16 protein-coding genes are annotated in these 17,875 nt (G+C 60.8%); 7 read left to right on the top strand and 9 right to left on the bottom strand.

All coding sequences use genetic code 11. The features are described from left to right. Nucleotides 1–28: 28 nt before the first annotated feature. From fghA to IMX17_RS10745, 3 genes are read right to left on the bottom strand one after another with little or no spacing between them, the layout of a single operon-like run. Nucleotides 29–871, bottom strand: coding sequence for an S-formylglutathione hydrolase (gene fghA, locus IMX17_RS10755; RefSeq protein ID WP_015377214.1), 843 nt, complete (start codon nucleotides 869–871; stop codon nucleotides 29–31). A gap of 14 nt (nucleotides 872–885) precedes the next feature. Next, nucleotides 886–2,010: an S-(hydroxymethyl)glutathione dehydrogenase/class III alcohol dehydrogenase gene (locus IMX17_RS10750; protein WP_016928454.1), complete on the bottom strand. Its 1,125-nt coding sequence runs from the start codon at nucleotides 2,008–2,010 to the stop codon at nucleotides 886–888. A 30-nt stretch (nucleotides 2,011–2,040) separates the two neighbouring features. Continuing rightward, nucleotides 2,041–2,961 carry a LysR family transcriptional regulator gene (locus IMX17_RS10745; protein WP_193549761.1) on the bottom strand — a complete coding sequence of 307 codons (921 nt, stop codon included), beginning with the start codon at nucleotides 2,959–2,961 and terminating at the stop codon, nucleotides 2,041–2,043. A 105-nt stretch (nucleotides 2,962–3,066) separates the two neighbouring features. Here IMX17_RS10745 and IMX17_RS10740 point away from each other — a divergent pair, with 105 nt between their 5' ends. From IMX17_RS10740 to mglC, 7 genes are all read left to right on the top strand, one after another. Next, complete coding sequence (locus IMX17_RS10740; RefSeq protein ID WP_094142395.1) at nucleotides 3,067–4,224, top strand: YbfB/YjiJ family MFS transporter; 1,158 nt, start codon at nucleotides 3,067–3,069, stop codon at nucleotides 4,222–4,224. Between the two features lie 244 nt (nucleotides 4,225–4,468). Further along, nucleotides 4,469–5,134: a GTP cyclohydrolase I FolE gene (gene folE, locus IMX17_RS10735; RefSeq protein ID WP_004938969.1), complete on the top strand. Its 666-nt coding sequence runs from the start codon at nucleotides 4,469–4,471 to the stop codon at nucleotides 5,132–5,134. 79 nt (nucleotides 5,135–5,213) lie between these two features. Next, complete coding sequence (yeiB, locus tag IMX17_RS10730; protein WP_046896984.1) at nucleotides 5,214–6,386, top strand: DUF418 domain-containing protein YeiB; 1,173 nt, start codon at nucleotides 5,214–5,216, stop codon at nucleotides 6,384–6,386. A 127-nt stretch (nucleotides 6,387–6,513) separates the two neighbouring features. Next, nucleotides 6,514–7,551 carry an HTH-type transcriptional regulator GalS gene (gene galS / locus IMX17_RS10725; protein WP_182264861.1) on the top strand — a complete coding sequence of 346 codons (1,038 nt, stop codon included), beginning with the start codon at nucleotides 6,514–6,516 and terminating at the stop codon, nucleotides 7,549–7,551. Between the two features lie 265 nt (nucleotides 7,552–7,816). Beyond that, entirely contained in the window at nucleotides 7,817–8,809 is a 993-nt protein-coding gene (gene mglB / locus IMX17_RS10720) for a galactose/glucose ABC transporter substrate-binding protein MglB (protein ID WP_033650594.1), read from the top strand. A 99-nt stretch (nucleotides 8,810–8,908) separates the two neighbouring features. Further along, nucleotides 8,909–10,417 carry a galactose/methyl galactoside ABC transporter ATP-binding protein MglA gene (gene mglA / locus IMX17_RS10715; RefSeq protein ID WP_182264860.1) on the top strand — a complete coding sequence of 503 codons (1,509 nt, stop codon included), beginning with the start codon at nucleotides 8,909–8,911 and terminating at the stop codon, nucleotides 10,415–10,417. Nucleotides 10,418–10,428: 11 nt separating this feature from the next. Beyond that, nucleotides 10,429–11,439, top strand: a complete 1,011-nt coding sequence (gene mglC, locus IMX17_RS10710) for a galactose/methyl galactoside ABC transporter permease MglC (RefSeq protein ID WP_033642445.1) — start codon at nucleotides 10,429–10,431, stop codon at nucleotides 11,437–11,439. A 66-nt stretch (nucleotides 11,440–11,505) separates the two neighbouring features. On the opposite strand, the gene sanA is transcribed toward mglC, so the two are convergent. From sanA to IMX17_RS10680, 6 genes are all read right to left on the bottom strand, one after another. Continuing rightward, nucleotides 11,506–12,249 carry an outer membrane permeability protein SanA gene (gene sanA / locus IMX17_RS10705; RefSeq protein ID WP_004938948.1) on the bottom strand — a complete coding sequence of 248 codons (744 nt, stop codon included), beginning with the start codon at nucleotides 12,247–12,249 and terminating at the stop codon, nucleotides 11,506–11,508. Between the two features lie 169 nt (nucleotides 12,250–12,418). After that, the gene (locus IMX17_RS10700; RefSeq protein WP_182264858.1) at nucleotides 12,419–14,116 is read right to left on the bottom strand and encodes an NAD-dependent malic enzyme; all 1,698 of its coding nucleotides are present in this window, start codon (nucleotides 14,114–14,116) and stop codon (nucleotides 12,419–12,421) included. 221 nt (nucleotides 14,117–14,337) lie between these two features. Then, entirely contained in the window at nucleotides 14,338–15,222 is an 885-nt protein-coding gene (cdd, locus tag IMX17_RS10695) for a cytidine deaminase (protein ID WP_193549760.1), read from the bottom strand. 137 nt (nucleotides 15,223–15,359) lie between these two features. After that, entirely contained in the window at nucleotides 15,360–16,055 is a 696-nt protein-coding gene (locus IMX17_RS10690; protein ID WP_193549759.1) for a CidB/LrgB family autolysis modulator, read from the bottom strand. Further along, on the bottom strand, nucleotides 16,052–16,459 hold the full coding sequence (locus IMX17_RS10685) for a CidA/LrgA family protein (RefSeq protein ID WP_033642448.1): 408 nt from the start codon (nucleotides 16,457–16,459) through the stop codon (nucleotides 16,052–16,054). Before IMX17_RS10685 ends, IMX17_RS10690 begins: the two co-directional genes overlap by 4 nt. A gap of 138 nt (nucleotides 16,460–16,597) precedes the next feature. Next, nucleotides 16,598–17,809 carry an MFS transporter gene (locus tag IMX17_RS10680; RefSeq protein WP_046896988.1) on the bottom strand — a complete coding sequence of 404 codons (1,212 nt, stop codon included), beginning with the start codon at nucleotides 17,807–17,809 and terminating at the stop codon, nucleotides 16,598–16,600. Nucleotides 17,810–17,875 lie beyond the last annotated feature (66 nt).

Raw genomic sequence — 17,875 nt, 5'->3', positions numbered from 1 at the left:
GGGCGGTTTAACCGCCCGGATTTTTTTATCAGCGGAACAGGTGCTCGGCGTGGAAGCGCAGGTGATCTTCCACGAAGGTGGCGATGGTGAAGTAGCTGTGATCGTACCCCGGCTGAATGCGCAGCGTCAGCGGCCAGTCGCGCTGGCGCGCCAGCTCCGCCAGCCGCGCCGGCTGCAGCTGATCGGCCAGGAACTGGTCGTCGTCGCCCTGATCGATAAGGACCGGCATTTTCTCCGCGCCGCTGGCCAGCAGATGGCAGCTGTCGTACTGCAGCCACTGGCTCTCGTCGCTGCCCAGATAGGCGGTGAACGCCTTGCGGCCCCACGGTACCTGGCACGGGTTGACGATCGGCGCGAAGGCCGATACCGAGCGGAAGCGCTGCGGGTTGCGAAACGCCATCATCAGCGCACCGTGGCCGCCCATCGAGTGGCCGAAGATCGACTGACGATCGCTGACGCTGAAGTGCTGTTCGATCAGCGCCGGCAGTTCGGCGCTGATGTAGTCGTACATGCGGAAGTGACGATCCCACGGCGCCTGGGTGGCGTTCAGGTAGAACCCGGCGCCCTGGCCCAGGTCGTAGCCTTCGTCGTTCGGCACTTCGTCGCCGCGCGGGCTGGTGTCCGGCATCACCAGCACCAGGCCCAGCTCGGCGGCGATGCGCTGCGCGCCGGCTTTCAACGTGAAGTTCTCGTCGTTGCAGGTCAGCCCCGACAGCCAGTACAGCACCGGCGGCGGGTTGTCATCGCGCGGCGGCGGCAGGTAGATGCTGAATGTCATGTTGCAATTCAGGCTCTGCGCCGCGTGGCGATAGCGCTGTTGCCAGCCGCCGAACATGCGGTGCTCTTCGAGAAGTTCCAATGACAACGTCATCTCTGCCTCCTGGCTTATTTGTCGAAGTGGATGACGGAACGGATCGATTTGCCTTCGTGCATCAAATCGAACGCTTCGTTGATCTGCTCCAGCCCCATGGTGTGGGTGATAAAGTCGTTCAGCGCGAATTCGCCGTCCAGATAACGCTCGACGATGCCCGGCAGCTGCGAACGGCCCTTGACGCCGCCGAATGCCGAGCCGCGCCAGACGCGGCCGGTGACCAGCTGGAATGGCCGGGTCGAGATCTCTTCGCCGGCGCCCGCGACGCCGATGATCACCGATTCCCCCCAGCCCTTGTGGCAGCATTCCAGCGCGGAACGCATCACGTTGACGTTGCCGATGCACTCGAAGGAGAAGTCGACACCGCCGTCGGTCAGCTCGACGATCACCTCCTGAATCGGTTTGTCATAGTCTTTCGGGTTGATCAGATCGGTAGCGCCCAGCTTGCGCGCCAGATCGAACTTGCTGGTGTTGATGTCGATGCCGATGATGCGGCCCGCACCGGCCATCTGCGCGCCGATGATCGCCGACAGGCCGATGCCGCCCAGGCCGAAGATCGCCACGGTGTCGCCCGGTTGCACTTTGGCGGTGTTCATCACCGCGCCCATGCCGGTAGTGACGCCGCAGCCCAGCAGGCACACTTCCTCCAACGGCGCTTCTTTGTTGATTTTCGCCAGTGAAATTTCCGGCACCACGGTGTATTCGGAGAAGGTGGAGGTGCCCATGTAGTGGAAGATCGGCTTGCCGTCCTTGAAGAAGCGGGTGGTGCCGTCCGGCATCAGGCCTTTGCCCTGAGTGGCGCGGATCGCCTGGCACAGGTTGGTCTTGCCGGATTTACAGAATTTGCACTCGCCGCACTCCGGGGTGTAGAGCGGGATCACGTGATCGCCGACCGCCACGCTGGTGACGCCTTCACCGACCGCTTCCACCACGCCGCCGCCCTCGTGGCCGAGGATCGCCGGGAACACGCCTTCCGGATCTTTTCCGGACAGAGTGTAGGCGTCGGTGTGACAAACGCCGGTGGCGACGATCCGCACCAGCACTTCGCCTTTTTGCGGTGGCATCAGCTCGACTTCTTCGATCTTCAGCGGCTGGTTCGGGCCCCAGGCAACGGCGGCGCGGGTTTTGATCATCTCCATCATAGTCTCCTCAGTGGTTTTCTTTTTAAATCAGGCGATATCGACAACGTCTGATAAATCGTTGGGGGTGCTTTCATCAACAGCGGCGGTTTCCGTCTGTTCAATAATCAATTCTTTCAGCGCGCGCACGTTCGGCCCGAACGCGTCGCGGCGCCACAGCAGCCAGGTGGCGGTGTCGGCCACGTCCGGCGGCAGGGTGTGAACCCGAACCCGTTCATGGCCCGGCAGCAGGCTGAGCACCGAATGCGGGATCATCGCCAGCCCGGCGCCGCTGGCGACGCAGGCCAGCATGGCGTGATAGGACTGGATCTCCATGATCTGCCCCGGCCGCACGCCTTCGCGCTTGAACCAGGCCTCCAGCCGCAGGCGGTAGGAACAGCTGGCGCGAAAGGCGAACAGCGTTTCGCCGTTGGCGTCTTTGGCGCTGTGGATCGGCGCGTGATCGAGACAGGAGATCACCACCATATGTTCAGGATAGGCGATGCAGCCGTTCAGCTCGTCATAGGGCACCGGGCCGTCGACCAGCGCTGCCGCCAGCGTGCCGGCGCGAACCCGATCGGCGATTTCGCCGGAGGTGCCGGTAGTCAGCGACAGAGACACCTGCGAGAAACGCTGGTGGTAAGCCGCCAGCAGCGAGGGCAGGCGGGTGGCGGCAGTGCTCTCCATCGAGCCGAGAGCGAAGTTGCCCGCCGGTTCGCCGGCATGGGTGATGCTCATTGCCTCGTCGCTCAGCGCCAGGATGCGATTGGCGTAGTACAGAAAGTTATGGCCCATCGGCGACAGGCGCAGGCGCTGTTTTTCGCGGATAAACAGATCGGCGCCCAGCTCTTGCTCGAGCTGGCGCAGCCGGGTGGTCAGATTCGACGGCACGCGGTGCAGCTGCTCGGCGGCGCGGGCGACCGAGCCGGTTTCCGCTACGCAGCAGAACATGCGAAGCTGGGTCAGATCCATAATGTTCTCGTTTTGTGATGAACTTGATGACTATTATTCAGTTTTTGTGAGTTTAATACTGCGGCATGATACTGGCAACTTTCTTTTAACCTTTTGGATACCGGTATGGCTTTACGTATTGCCTTGAGCGGGTTTGCCGCGCTGATCGTGGCGATGGGCATTGGCCGCTTCGCTTTCACCCCTCAGGTGCCGCTGATGATTGCTGACCACCAGTTCAGCCTGACCGGTGCCGGGCTGGTGGCGGCGATCAACTATTTGGGCTACCTGTGCGGCGCCTACGACGCGATGCGCGCCACGCGCCACGTCGAGCGGCGCCTGTGGCTGGGCGTATGGGGCGCGATGGTGCTGACGCTGCTGTCGGCGTTGGCGCAGGATGAATGGACCCACGGCGCGCTGCGCTTCGTCATCGGCTGGGCCAGCGGCTGGGCGATGGTGCTGGTGGCGGCCTGGACCAACGAGCGGTTGGCGCACTACGGCCGGCCGGCGCTGAGCGCGGCGGTGTTCGCCGGGCCGGGCGCTGGCATCTTCCTCAGCGGCATGCTGGCAGTGGGCATCAACGCGCTGGGGCTGACGGCGGCGCAGGCCTGGCTGGTGTATGGCGGGCTGGCGCTGGTGCTGGTCGGGGGGATTAGCGCCTTTCTGCCGCGCAGCGGCGAGCTGCATCGCCCGGACGTGGCTCCGGAGCCGCTGCTGCTGACGCCGGCGCTCAAGCGTCTGGTGTGGAGCTACAGCCTGGCCGGCTTCGGCTATATCCTGCCGGCGACCTTCTTGTCGCAGATGGCGGCGGCGCGTTTTCCCGACAGCCTGTTCGCGCAGTTCGTCTGGCCGGTGTTCGGCGGCGCGGCGGTGCTGGGGATCGTTATCGGCATTGTGACCCGCCATCGGCTGACCACCCAAACCCGGTTGGCGATCACGCTGTGGGTACAGGCGCTCGGCGTGCTGAGCGCCGAAGTGGTGCCGGGCGTGGCCGGCCTGGCGCTCGGGGCGTTGCTGACCGGCGGCGGTTTCCTCTGTGTGGTGCAGCTCGCCCTTCAGCACGGCCGTGAACTGGCGCCGCGCCATGCGCGTTACATGGCCGGATTGCTGACCACCGGTTATGCGATCGGCCAGCTGGTCGGGCCGATGCTGTCGGCGCTGTCGACCGCCTTGACCCATCGGCTGGAACCGGCGCTGTATGTGGCGGTGATAGCACTGTTGGTGGCCGGAGGGCTGGCGGTGAATACCCCGGCGCGGCGGTTGGCGCAAAAAACGGCGACTCGGTGATTAAAAACCATACAAAAAGCGTGGAGACCCGCAGCCGGCCTGATTGTGCTAAATGCGAAGATTTCACCTCTGGATGAAGTACTATCACTGGATAATCGCCGCGCTCTCATCTACAGTGGGGGCAAAATCTTGACCGGGTTCACGTTATCCACCACGAAAACTCTGCCGTCACGAGAGCAAGCAATTCGCCGGCCGCACGCCCTATCAGGCCGCCGGCGGGTTCCGTCCGCAGGAGAACAAATACATGACATCATTAAGTAAAGAAGCCGCGCTGGTGCATGCGGCACTGGAAGAGCGTGGTCTGGAGACACCGCTGCGCGGGGAAGTGCTGGATCGCGAAACGCGCAAGCGTCGCATCAAAGAGCACATGACCGAAATCATGCAGCTGCTGAATCTCGATCTGTCTGACGACAGCCTGGCGGAAACGCCGCATCGCATCGCCAAAATGTATGTCGACGAGATCTTCTCCGGTCTGGACTACGCCAACTTCCCGAAAATCACCGTCATCGAGAACAAAATGAAGGTGGATGAGATGGTGACGGTGCGCGATATCACGCTGACCAGCACCTGTGAACACCATTTCGTCACCATCGACGGCAAGGCCACCGTGGCCTATATCCCGAAAGACTCGGTGATCGGTCTGTCGAAGATCAACCGCATCGTGCAGTTCTTCTCCCAGCGTCCGCAGGTGCAAGAGCGCCTGACCCAGCAGATCCTGGTCGCGCTGCAGACCCTGCTCGGCACCAATAACGTGGCGGTATCGATCGATGCGGTCCATTATTGTGTCAAGGCGCGCGGCATTCGCGACGCGACCAGCGCCACCACCACCACCTCGTTGGGGGGGCTGTTCAAGTCCAGCCAAAATACCCGCCAGGAGTTCCTGCGCGCGGTGCGCCATCACCAGGGGTGATGGCGTTGCGGGGCGACTCGCAAAACGACAACAGGCGCCTGCGGGCGCCTTTTTCATGAGCGGAAGACAGCGATAAAAAATGAACAGTCATCCTCTGCCGCGCATCGCCACGCTGGACTGCGTGCGCGGCATCGCCATCCTCGGCATCTTATTGCTGAACATCAGCGCCTTCGGCTTGCCGAAGGCCGCCTACCTCAATCCGGCCTATCTGGGGATGCCGTCATCGCGCGACGCCTGGACCTGGGCGCTGCTGGATCTCTTCGCCCAGGCCAAGTTCCTGGCGATGTTCGCGCTGCTGTTCGGCGCCGGGCTGCAAATGCTGCTGCGGCGCGGCAAAAGCTGGATCCGCGCGCGGCTGTCGTGGCTGGTGCTGTTCGGCCTCGCGCACGCCATCTTCCTGTGGGACGGCGATATTCTGCTGGCCTACGGGCTGATCGGCCTGGTGTGCTGGCGCATGATCCGCGAAGCCAAAGACACATTCCAGCTGCTGAAAACCGGCGTGGTGCTCTACCTGATCGGCGTGGCGGTGCTGCTGCTGCTCGGTTTTGTCTCGCACGGTGAACCGGGCAGCTTCTGGCAACCGGGCGTGGCGGAGTTGCAGTACGAGAAGTTCTGGAAGCTGCAGGGCGGTTTCGAAGCCTGGCGCAGCCGCGCCGATCTGCTCTCGTCCAGCCTGCTGGCCATCGGCGCGCAGTATGGCTGGGAGCTGGCGGGGCTGATGCTGTTCGGCGCCGGGCTAATGCGCAGCGGCTGGCTGCGCGGCAGCTATTCCTCCGGCTATTACCTGCGGCAGGCGGCGTGGCTGTTGCCGCTGTCCGTGCTGATCCAACTGCCGGCGGTGGCGCTGCAATGGCAGGTGCACTGGGACTATCGCTGGAGCGGTTTCCTGCTGCAGGTGCCGCGCGAGCTGGGCGCGCCGCTGCAGGCGCTGGGCTATCTGGCGCTGTGTTACGGTTTCTGGCCCGCGCTGTCGCGCCTGCGCATCGCCCACTGGCTGAGCCAGGTGGGGCGCATGGCGCTGAGCAACTACCTGTTGCAAACGCTGATCTGCACTACGCTGTTTTATCGCTTTGGCCTCTATGAGCAGTTCGACCGGCTTCAACTGTTGGCGTTGGTGCCGCTGGTCTGGTTGATCAACCTGGCGTTTTCCGCACTGTGGCTGCGTTACTTCGAACAGGGGCCGATGGAATGGCTGTGGCGCAAATTGACGCAGATGGCCGCCGGTGGAACGGAATCCAAAGCGCTGAAGTGAGCGCCCATCGGCAGGTTAAAAAAATGTATGTAAACGTTTTCTTTCCTGTGACGTAATTCACGCAGAGCTGCGGGTCAATCGGGGTAGGATAGCGCCACCGGCCACTACCCCGATTTCAGGATCCCGCATGCCTCCAGTTCATCCGATCACTATTCGCGACGTGGCGAAACGCGCCGGCGTCTCCGTGGCGACCGTGTCTCGCGTGCTCAATCACAGCGCGCTGACCAGCAAAGAGACGCGCGAACAGGTGCTGCAGGCGGTGGCGGAACTGGGTTACCGCCCCAACGCCAATGCCCAGGCGCTGGCGACCCAAAGCAGCGATACGCTGGGCGTAGTGGTGATGGACGTGTCCGATCCGTTCTTCGGCGCGCTGGTGAAAGCGGTAGACACGGTGGCGCAGAAACATCACAAGTATCTGCTGATCGGCAACAGCTATCATCAGGCGGACAAAGAGCGCCATGCGATCGAAGTGCTGATCCGTCAGCGCTGTAATGCCCTGATTGTTCACGCCAAAGCCCTGAGCGACACCGAACTGATCGGCTTTCTGGAGCAGGTGCCGGGCATGGTGCTGATCAATCGGATTATCCCCGGCTATGAGTCGCGCTGCGTTGGGCTGGACAACGTCAGTGGCGCTGACATGGCGATGCGTCTTCTGCTCTCGCAGGGCCATCGTCGCATCGGTTATCTGGGCTCCAATCACCCGATCGAGGACGGGCCGCTGCGTCAGCAAGGTTATGTTCAGGCGATGGCCGCCGCCGGGCTGGCGACGCCCGACAGCTGGCGCGCGTACGGTTCGCCGGATCTGCAGGGCGGCGAGGCGGCGATGGTCGAGCTGCTGGGGCGCAACTTACAGCTGAGCGCGGTGTTCGCCTACAACGACGCCATGGCCGCCGGCGCCATGGCGGTGCTGAAAGAAAACGGTATCACGGTGCCGCAGCATTTCTCGCTGATCGGCTTCGACGACATTCCCATCGCGCGCTACACCAGCCCCAAACTCACCACGGTGCGTTACCCGATCGTTTCGATGGCCACGTTGGCGACCGAGCTGGCATTACAGGGCGCAGCGGGCCTGGTGGAGCCGCAGGCCAGCCATCTGTTCATGCCGACGCTGGTGCGGCGCCATTCTGTCGCCCCCTGGCAAAGTGAGGCGATGGTCACTCTCTGACGATTTAATCTTGTGTAACCGTTTTCAATCTGTGAGAAAATTCACAGAATATTAACATCACGCCGTCTATGCTCTAGGCGTTTTCAGGCGCAAAGGCCCTTGCCGCTGTAACCGTTTATCTCGCGCTGACACAGCATTTCTCGGAAATAACAAGATCCACGGACGACAGGTGTTGAGTGGAAATCGCCTGGCCTGGGGTGTGCGCACTGCCGGTGACCATTGGCTCAAAGACGAGTAATACCCTACACAGAACCGGAGATTGACAATGAATAAGAAGGTTTTCACCCTGGCCGCCATGGCCGCTGCCATGATGTTTGGCGCCGCAGCCCATGCTGATACCCGTATTGGCGTCACGATTTACAAATACGACGACAACTTCATGTCGGTGGTGCGCAAAGCGATCGAGAAAGACGCCAAGGCTTCACCGGACGTTACCCTGTTGATGAATGACTCGCAGAACGACCAGTCCAAACAGAACGATCAGATCGACGTGCTGCTGGCCAAGGGCGTGAAAGCGCTGGCGATCAACCTGGTCGACCCGGCCGCGGCGCCGGTGGTTATCGATAAGGCGCGCGCAAACGATATCCCGGTGGTGTTCTACAACAAAGAACCTTCCCGCAAGGCGCTGGACAGCTATGACAAGGCGTATTACGTCGGCACCGATTCCAAAGAGTCCGGCGTGATCCAGGGCGAACTGATTGCCAAACACTGGAAAGCCAATCCGGCCTGGGATCTGAACAAAGACGGCCAGATCCAATTCGTGCTGCTGAAGGGCGAGCCGGGCCATCCGGATGCCGAAGCGCGCACCACCTACGTGGTGAAAACGCTGAACGAGAAAGGCATCAAGACCCAACAGCTGCAGTTGGATACCGCGATGTGGGATACCGCGCAGGCGAAAGACAAGATGGACGCCTGGCTCTCCGGCCCGAACGCCAATAAGATCGAAGTGGTGATCGCCAACAACGACGCCATGGCGATGGGCGCGGTGGAAGCGCTGAAAGCACACAACAAGACCAGTATTCCGGTGTTCGGCGTGGATGCGCTGCCTGAAGCGTTGGCGCTGGTTAAATCCGGCGCGATGGCGGGGACGGTGCTGAATGACGCCGACAATCAGGCGAAGGCCACCTTCGAGCTGGCGAAAAACCTGGCGGCGGGCAAACCGGCCACCGAAGGCACCCAATATAAAATCGAAAATAAAGTCGTGCGTATCCCTTACGTCGGCGTAGATAAAGACAACCTGTCTCAGTTCATTAAATAAGAATTGAGATCCCGCTAAGACCCCGCCTGCGGCGCCAACACCAGGGATACCGCCGGCGGGGATGTTTACGACTGCAAGATCGTTAAGCCAGGTGTATTTATGGCCGATAGCTCACGCGAATTTTTGCTGGAAATGACGGATATTTGTAAGTCATTTCCCGGCGTCAAAGCCTTGGACAATGTCAATTTACGCGTCCGTCCACACTCCATTCACGCCCTGATGGGGGAGAACGGCGCGGGGAAATCGACGTTGTTGAAATGCCTGTTCGGCATTTACAAAAAAGACAGCGGCAGCATTGTATTTCAGGGCCGGGAAATCGACTTCAAGAGCTCGAAGGAAGCGCTGGAGCACGGCGTTTCCATGGTGCATCAGGAGCTGAACCTGGTGCTGCAACGCACCGTGATGGACAACATGTGGCTGGGACGCTACCCGACCAAAGGCCTGTTCGTCGATCAGGACAAGATGTTCAAAGACACTCAGGCGATCTTCGACGAGCTGGATATCGACATCAACCCGCGCGAAAAGGTGGGCAACCTGTCGGTGTCGCAGATGCAGATGATCGAGATCGCCAAAGCGTTTTCCTATGACGCCAAGATCGTCATCATGGACGAACCGACCTCTTCGTTGACGGAGAAGGAGGTCAATCACCTGTTCACCATCATCCGCAAGCTGAAAGAGCGCGGCTGCGGCATCGTCTATATCTCGCACAAGATGGAAGAGATCTTCCAGCTGTGCGACGAGATAACGGTGCTGCGCGACGGCCAGTGGATCGCCACCCAGCCGCTGGAAGGGCTGGATATGGACAAGATCATCGCCATGATGGTCGGCCGCTCGCTGAGCCAGCGTTTCCCCGACAGGCAGAACACGCCGGGTGAGGTGATCCTCGAGGTGAAGAACCTGACGTCGCTGCGCCAGCCTTCGATCCGCGATGTGTCCTTCGATCTGCACCAGGGCGAGATCCTCGGCATCGCCGGGCTGGTGGGCGCCAAACGCACCGACATCGTCGAGACGCTGTTCGGCATTCGCGAGAAGGTGGCGGGCACTATCAAGCTGCACGGCAAGGCGATCGGCAACCACAGCGCCAACGAAGCGATTAACCACGGTTTCGCGCTGGTGACCGAAGAGCGCCGATCCACCGGGATTTACGCCTACCTCGACGTGGGTTTCAACTCGCTGATCTCCAACATCCGCAATTATAAAAACAAGCTCGGCCTGCTGGACAACGCGCGGATGAAGAGCGACACCCAGTGGGTGATCGACGCCATGCGGGTGAAAACGCCGGGGCATCACACCCATATCGGCTCGCTGTCCGGCGGCAACCAGCAGAAGGTGATCATCGGCCGCTGGCTGCTGACGCAGCCGGAGATCCTGATGCTGGATGAACCGACGCGCGGCATCGACGTGGGCGCCAAGTTCGAGATCTATCAGCTGATGACCGAACTGGCGAAGAAGGGCAAGGGGATCATTATCGTCTCGTCCGAAATGCCGGAGCTTTTGGGGATCACCGACCGCATTTTGGTGATGAGCAACGGCCAGGTTGCGGGCATCGTTAACACCAAGCAGACCTCGCAAAATGAAATCTTACGTCTCGCCTCCCTGCACCTTTAAGGATTCGAATTATGAACGCGCTAAATAAAAAAACCTTATTTACCTATTTCAAGGAAGGCGGCATTTACGTGGTGTTGCTGGTGCTGTTGGCCATCATCATCATTCAGGATCCTACCTTCCTCAGCCTGATGAACTTGAGCAACATCCTGACGCAGTCTTCGGTGCGCATCATCATCGCGCTGGGCGTGGCGGGGCTGATCGTTACCCAGGGCACCGACCTGTCCGCGGGGCGGCAGGTGGGGCTGGCGGCGGTGGTGGCGGCCACGCTGCTGCAGTCGATGGATAACGTCAACAAAGTGTTCCCGCACATGGAAACCTGGTCGATTCCCGTGGTCATCCTGCTGGTGTGTGCGGTCGGCGCGGTGATCGGCCTGGTTAACGGCCTGATTATCGCCTACCTCAACGTGACGCCGTTCATCACCACGTTGGGCACCATGATCATCGTCTACGGCATCAACTCGCTGTATTACGATTCGGTCGGTGCGTCGCCGGTCGCCGGCTTCGATCCGAAGTTCTCCACCTTTGCCCAAGGCTTCTTGCGCTTCGGCGACTTTAAGCTGTCGTACATCACCTTCTATGCGCTGATTGCCATCATTTTCGTCTGGATCCTGTGGACCAAGACCCGTTTCGGCAAGAACATCTTCGCCATCGGCGGCAACCCGGAAGCGGCCAAGGTCTCCGGCGTCAACGTGCCGCTGAACCTGATCATGATCTATGCGCTGTCCGGCGTGTTCTATGCCTTCGGCGGCTTGCTGGAAGCGGGGCGCATCGGCAGCGCCACCAACAACCTCGGCTTTATGTATGAGCTGGACGCCATCGCCGCCTGCGTGGTGGGGGGCGTCTCGTTTGCCGGCGGGGTGGGGACGGTGTGGGGCGTGGTGACCGGGGTGATCATCTTTACCGTCATCAACTACGGCCTGACCTATATCGGCATCAACCCGTACTGGCAGTACATCATCAAGGGCAGCATCATCATCTTCGCCGTGGCGCTGGACTCGTTGAAATACGCCAAGAAGAAGTAGATCTACCGCAGCAGAGACGACAAGGCCGGCAAAATATGCCGGCCTTTCTTTTGGGCGTTTGCCGCATCAGGGCTGTTTGGCTTTCTGCTTCTCTTCTTTCAGCTTGTGCTCCAGCTCCACCAACTGTTCCGGCGAGACGGCGGGATAACCCTGGGCGTCTTCCGGCACGGTGTGCATGGCGGAGATCGGGATCAGCGGGCCGAGGAAACGCGGCTCGCGCTTGAGGATGTACAGATCGGTCAGCGCGCCCAGACGGGCGAAGATCTCGCGGGCGCGCACCGTCATCATGTCTTTCGGCGACGGCACCGCGTAGCACTGCGCCTGAATGCCCATGTGCAGGGCGATAAACAGCGCGCGCTCGCAGTGGAAGCGCTGGGTGATGATGATGAAATCGTTGGTGTCGAACACCTTGCGGGTGCGCACGATGGAATCCAGGGTGCGGAAGCCGGCGTAATCCAGCACGATATCGCTCGGCGCCACGCCGGCGGCGATTAGATCGCGGCGCATGGTCATCGGTTCGTTATAGCTTTGCTGGGCATTGTCGCCGCTCAGCAGCAGGTATTTCACCTTGCCGCTGTTATAGGCGTTGATCGCTCCCTGAATGCGGTAACGGTAGTACTGGTTGATCACGCCGGTGCGATAATACTTGGCGGTGCCGAGCACTACGCCGACCTGGCGATGCGGCAATTCCTGCAGTTCGTCGTAGACGTAAGGCGCGGTTTTCCAGCTGATCCAGCGATCGAGCGCAATAGCCGAGCCCATCAACACCGCAATGATGATGAACAGGCTGATTATCAGGCGTTTCCACATGTTGTTGCCTTACGCGCGCCGGGCTGAAAAAGATGGATCAAGGCTACTTTACCTGACCGACCGACGCAAGACGCGAACCGCCTGAAGCACGCGCGTCGCCGCATTTTTCGGCGGTTTTGCCGCACAAAAAAGCCCGGCGGAGCCGGGCTGGGTCATTTCAGCGCGTCAATCAGAACGAAGTGCGCTTGTAGCTGCGGTACTGCGGCCGCCAGAAGTTGTGCTCGATGGCTTTCGACAGTGCGTCTTCGGAGGTGACGATCGCCACACCCTGCAGCTGCGCCGCTTTGCCCACTTCCATGGCGATGCACTTGGATACGCCCTGAATATCGTCGATATTCGGCAGCAGCGCGCCGTGGCCGTCGGTCGCCAGCGGCGAACAATCCGCCAGCGCCCGGCTAGCGGCCATCAGCATGGCGTCGGTGACGCGGGTGGCGCCGGAGGCCAGCACGCCCAAACCGATGCCCGGGAAGATGTAGGAGTTGTTGCACTGAGCAATCGGGTACAGCTGCTCTTTGTAGCTTACCGGCGCGAACGGGCTGCCGGTCGCGACCAGGGCGGCGCCGTCGGTCCAGTTGATGATGTCTTCCGGACGGGCTTCCACGCGCGAGGTCGGGTTGGACAGTGGCATCACGATAGGGCGTTCGCAGTGCTTGTGCATCTCGCGGATCAGCTCTTCGGTAAACAGCCCCGGCTGGCCGGAAACGCCGATCAGAATGGTCGGCTTGGCGTTGCGCACCACGTCCAGCAGCGAGATGGCGTCGCTGGCGGTTTCCCAACCGGACAGGTTGTCGCTCTTCTGCACCAGCTTGCTTTGGAAGTCGAGCAGGTTCGGCAGTTTGTCGGTCAGCAGGCCGAAACGGTCAACCATGAATACGCGGGCGCGCGCTTCGTCTTCGCTCAACCCCTCGGACTTCATCTGCGCGATGATCTGCTCGGCGATGCCGCAGCCGGCGGAACCGGCGCCGAGGAAGGTGACGGTTTGATCGCGCAGCTGGCTGCCGGCGGCGCGGCTGGCGGCGATCAGGCTGCCGAGGGTGACCGCGGCGGTGCCCTGAATGTCGTCGTTAAAGCAGCAGATCTCGTCGCGGTAGCGGTTCAGCAACGGGGTGGCGTTGTTCTGCGCGAAGTCTTCAAACTGCAGCAGCACGTTCGGCCAGCGGCGTTTGACCGCCTGAATAAACTCTTCGACAAAGGCGTGGTACTCCTCGCCGGAGATGCGCGGATGGCGCCAGCCCATGTACAGCGGATCGTTGAGGCGCTGCGGGTTGTTGGTGCCGACGTCCAGCACCACCGGCAGGGTGTAGGCCGGGCTGATGCCGCCGCAGGCGGTATACAGCGAAAGCTTGCCGATTGGAATGCCCATGCCGCCGATGCCCTGGTCGCCCAGGCCGAGAATGCGTTCGCCGTCGGTCACCACGATCACCTTGACGTTCTGCTTGGTGGCGTTTTGCAGCATGTCATCGATGCGATCGCGGTTCGGGTAGGAGATGAACAGCCCGCGCGCGCGGCGGTAGATATCGGAGAAGTGCTCACAGGCCTCGCCGACGGTCGGGGTGTAGATGATTGGCATCATCTCGCTCAAGTGCGAGTCCAGCAGGCGATAGAACAGGGTTTCGTTGGTGTCCTGGATGTTGCGCAGGTAGATGTGCTTATCGTTATCGTTCTTGAAATCCTGATACTGACGGTAGGCGCGTTCCACCTGTTCTTCGATGGTCTCCACCGCTTCCGGCAGCAGGCCGTGCAGGTTGAAGTGGCTACGTTCTTCCTCGGTGAAAGCGCTGCCTTTGTTCAGCAGCGGAAATTCCAGCAGAATCGGGCCGGCGTAAGGGATGTAGAGCGGGCGTTTGCTTTCGTATTCTAGTTCCATCAGTTTTACTCTTCACGTATCAGATAACTGTATTGCCGACGATCCTAAAAGATAAAGAGAAGATGTACAGCATTTGTTGCCCGATGATGAACCAGGTTGGCGTAATTATCGACAATCAAATGATTTTTTAACTAAAGAAAGTGTCTCTGGTGGCGTCGGGGCATTGTATTTGGCGGGCGGTACTGTTAACGGCGGAACCGGATGGCCCCGCCGTGGTGCGCTTAGAAGGCGGCGCGGCTGACGTTTTGGCAACCCAGCGCCGCCAGGGTGACGCGGGTGGCATCCCACTGGCTGATGCTCGCGTCCTGCGGTTCGGCCAGCACAGCGCGGCGAATGTTCTGGCAGTCGCCGCCGGAGAGGTTCAGCAGGATCAGCGCGGCCTGCAGCGGCGGCAGGCTCGGGTTGAAGGCGGCGTTTTCCGCATAGCGGCCGGCGTAGATATTGCCGTCTGCCGTTTCCAGCGCCACGCCGCTGTGGGCGTTGCTGTACGGCGCGTGGCTCCGGTTGGCCGCCGCCAGCGCCGCTTGCGTCAGCGCATCGTTCAGCGGCAGTTGATGCCCGTGATCGACCTCGTCCATCAGCAGTGAAGCGACATCCAGATCTTTCGGGCCGAAGGCATCCGGCAGATAGTCCGCCAGCGTGGCCGGCGCGCGGCCAGGCAAACGGATTTGCAGCTCGCCGCCGCTGTTCAGCTCATTCATAAACTGGCGGCAGTGGCCGCACGGCGTGTAGTTGACGGTGACCGAAGCCAGCGCTTTTTCGCCGCGCAGCCAGGCGTGAGTCACTGCGCTTTGTTCCGCATGTACGGATTGCTGCAGCGGCGCGCCGCTGAATTCCATATTGGCGCCGAAATAGAGATTGCCGCTTTGCCCGCGCGCGATGGCGCCGACGTGGAAATGCGATATCGGGGTTAACGAGCAGGCCGCCGCCAGCGGCAGCAGCGCGAATGCCAGCGCGTCATCGTCCAACCCGCAGCCTGAGCGGATCGCCGCCGCTTGCTCGGCCGTGAACATCGCCGGAAAGTCGGACGCGTTCAGATAGGGCTGCAGGGCGGATTGCAGTGTCGCGGGCAGTGCGCTGAAAGCGGTGTGAAAACGCGGATGCATGGAAGGTCTCTCTACAGGTTAACGGGATCACATTCTAGGCAGGCCAGAGACATTAAAGTGTGATCAATATCTCTTAAATGATGAAATCAATGCAATAAAAGGCATAAATGCGAGATGTATCGCAAGTTTCATCCTGATCAACCGAATAGATGCAACAGCACCGGAAACACAAACGGCGCCAGCAGCGAGGTGATGATGCCGCAGATCACCAGCGCCAGCGAGCCGAAGGCGCCCTCCTGATAGTCCATCTCCGCGCAGCGCGCGGTGCCCAGCGCGTGGGAAGCCGTGCCCATTGCCAGGCCACGCGCCGAGGGGGTCGTGATTTTCAACAGGTTGAACAGCGTGTGGCCGAACACGGCGCCGAGGATGCCGACGAAAATAACGCAAACCGCGCTGATCGCCGGAATGCCGCCGAGCGAGTCCGCGACGGCCATCGCGATCGGCGTAGTGACCGATTTCGGCAAGATAGAGGCGGCGATTTCCGGCGTGGCGCCCAACCACAGGGCGATGGCGCCGCCGCTGATCATGGCGGTCAGGCTGCCGATGAAGCACACCGTGATAATTGACTTCCAGCGTGCGCGGATTTGGTGCAACTGCTCATACAGCGGGAAGGCCAGCGCGACGACCGCCGGCTGCAGCAAATCGTTGAGGATCCTGCTGCCCTGGAAGTAGCGCTCATAGGAAATGCCGCTGAGCAGCAGCAGCGGGATGATCACCGCCATGGACACCAGCAGCGGATTGAGCAGCGGTATGTTCAACTTGCGCGCCAGCCAGCGCGCGGCGAAATAGACCGCCAGCGTCAGCGGCAGCGACCACCAGATTTCATGGATCATGAGTTGCCCTCCGTGTCGTCGGGCTTGCCGGCAATGCGGCGCTCGCGGTGAAAATAGTGTGAGGTATAGCCGACCACCACCAGCACCATCAGCGTGCTGATCAGGCAAGAAATGACCAGCGGGCCCAGATGCGCAACGATCTGGTCATAATATTTCATCACGCCGACGCCGATCGGCACGAACAGCAGCACCATGTAGCGGATCAGCAAATGACAGCCGGGTTTAACCCATTTGGCCGGCAGGATCTGGGTCGAGAGCAGCGCGAACAGCAAGAGCATGCCGATGATGCTGCCGGGAATGGCGAAAGGCAGCAGCGCCGCCACTGCGTTGCCGACGAACAGACACAGGTAGATGAGGAGCAGGGCCCTGAGGTATTTCCAGCACAGTGTGAGCACGTTGGCCATTGTCTTTTTCCGTTTAACCGATGCATTCATCATACAATTAAACTGTGAGCCACGCCACAGATCGCACCATGAATTCTCGCTATGCCTGCCATGCGCGATCGGCGGGTTGACATCCTGCTTTGAGAGTTGCAGGCAGGGTCAGCGCGCGTCCTCGGCCGTTGCCGCAGAACGTTCCGCCAAACGATGGCCGAGGAAGAAAAACAGCAGGCTGAGCAGCGCGGCGACGATCAGCATTACGAACATCAGCGGCGGCGCGGCGTAGCTGAGCATGACCCCGCACAGCACTGGGTTGATGGCGCCGCCCAGCGCGCTGAGGTTCTGTACGCCATAGTAGCTGCCTTTCAGGTGCGGCGGCGCGATAAAGTCGATGAACATGTATTCCACCGGGATAACGATGATCTCGCCTAAGGTAAACACCGCCATCGCCGCCAGCCATAGCCAGACCGCCTGGCCGGCCACCATAAAACCGAGCAGCCCGACGATGAAAAACAGCGTGCCCAGCGCCAGCCAGCGCAGCATATTCTCCTGGCGCATGCCGCGGCTGAGCAGGTATTGCAGGGCGATGACGATACCGGCGTTGACGATCATCACCAACCCAATGATTTTATAGGCGAACTCGGCGCTGGAGACGGTGATCAGGTACTGCGACAGATAGCCCGTGAACTGACCGAACACCACCGCGCCCAGGGTGCTGCCGAGGGTGAAGTAGATCAGCCGGCGATCGCTGCGCAAGATGGTCAGCGTCTGGCGGAAGTTGGGCAGTGAGGCTGATGCGGCGATAGGGGCTGCGTGCTGTTCCCGCCCGCGCAAGCGCAGGCTCAGCGCCGCCACCGTCGCCAGCGCCAGGCCGCCTGACAGGTAGAACGGCAGCAGCGGACTCAGCCCGGCCACCAGAACGCCGAGCGCAGAGCCGATCGCCCAGCCGACATTGACCAGCGTGTAGTTGATTGAGAAAGCCTTGATGCGCTGCTCGACCGGCAGCCAATCGGCGAAACAGGCCTTAATGGTGATGCTCAGCACCGAATAACAGGTGTGCAGGATCGCCAGCACCACGATCACGCCGCCGGGACGCGGGATCCAGGGAATGGCGAAGAAACTCAGCGCGAACAATAAAATCGACAGCAGGATCAGGCGGTTTTTGCTGAATTTGTCTACCAGATAGCCGCCGTACAGGCTGGCGATGATGCCGAGGGTGAGGCTGACGCCCAGGATCACGCCCACGCTTTTCGGCAACAGCTGGAAGTGCTCGGTGAGGTAGATGGTGATGAACGGCAGCGTGACGCCGCGGCCGATGGTCAACACCAGCGAACTGGCCAGCAGTACGTTGATCAGCGAGGGGAATCCCTTCATTTGAAACCTGTTTATGCATACAGTTATTGGGCGATGCAGATAACATAGCGCATTTTGGCGGGGACG

The sequence above is a fragment of the Serratia sp. X3 genome, assembly GCF_014982455.1.
GTDB lineage: Bacteria > Pseudomonadota > Gammaproteobacteria > Enterobacterales > Enterobacteriaceae > Serratia > Serratia ureilytica.
The sequence above is the reverse complement of the archived record's forward strand: the minus strand, read 5'-3'. Positions and strand labels throughout refer to the sequence as shown.

What these genes read in the sequence shown, in the direction of transcription:
- fghA (WP_015377214.1), bottom strand. Translation starts at nt 871, where the DNA reads ATGACGTTGTCATTGGAACTTCTCGAAGAGCACCGCATGTTCGGCGGC.
- IMX17_RS10750 (WP_016928454.1), bottom strand. Translation starts at nt 2,010, where the DNA reads ATGGAGATGATCAAAACCCGCGCCGCCGTTGCCTGGGGCCCGAACCAG.
- IMX17_RS10745 (WP_193549761.1), bottom strand. Translation starts at nt 2,961, where the DNA reads ATGGATCTGACCCAGCTTCGCATGTTCTGCTGCGTAGCGGAAACCGGC.
- IMX17_RS10740 (WP_094142395.1), top strand. Translation starts at nt 3,067, where the DNA reads ATGGCTTTACGTATTGCCTTGAGCGGGTTTGCCGCGCTGATCGTGGCG.
- folE (WP_004938969.1), top strand. Translation starts at nt 4,469, where the DNA reads ATGACATCATTAAGTAAAGAAGCCGCGCTGGTGCATGCGGCACTGGAA.
- yeiB (WP_046896984.1), top strand. Translation starts at nt 5,214, where the DNA reads ATGAACAGTCATCCTCTGCCGCGCATCGCCACGCTGGACTGCGTGCGC.
- galS (WP_182264861.1), top strand. Translation starts at nt 6,514, where the DNA reads ATGCCTCCAGTTCATCCGATCACTATTCGCGACGTGGCGAAACGCGCC.
- mglB (WP_033650594.1), top strand. Translation starts at nt 7,817, where the DNA reads ATGAATAAGAAGGTTTTCACCCTGGCCGCCATGGCCGCTGCCATGATG.
- mglA (WP_182264860.1), top strand. Translation starts at nt 8,909, where the DNA reads ATGGCCGATAGCTCACGCGAATTTTTGCTGGAAATGACGGATATTTGT.
- mglC (WP_033642445.1), top strand. Translation starts at nt 10,429, where the DNA reads ATGAACGCGCTAAATAAAAAAACCTTATTTACCTATTTCAAGGAAGGC.
- sanA (WP_004938948.1), bottom strand. Translation starts at nt 12,249, where the DNA reads ATGTGGAAACGCCTGATAATCAGCCTGTTCATCATCATTGCGGTGTTG.
- IMX17_RS10700 (WP_182264858.1), bottom strand. Translation starts at nt 14,116, where the DNA reads ATGGAACTAGAATACGAAAGCAAACGCCCGCTCTACATCCCTTACGCC.
- cdd (WP_193549760.1), bottom strand. Translation starts at nt 15,222, where the DNA reads ATGCATCCGCGTTTTCACACCGCTTTCAGCGCACTGCCCGCGACACTG.
- IMX17_RS10690 (WP_193549759.1), bottom strand. Translation starts at nt 16,055, where the DNA reads ATGATCCATGAAATCTGGTGGTCGCTGCCGCTGACGCTGGCGGTCTAT.
- IMX17_RS10685 (WP_033642448.1), bottom strand. Translation starts at nt 16,459, where the DNA reads ATGGCCAACGTGCTCACACTGTGCTGGAAATACCTCAGGGCCCTGCTC.
- IMX17_RS10680 (WP_046896988.1), bottom strand. Translation starts at nt 17,809, where the DNA reads ATGAAGGGATTCCCCTCGCTGATCAACGTACTGCTGGCCAGTTCGCTG.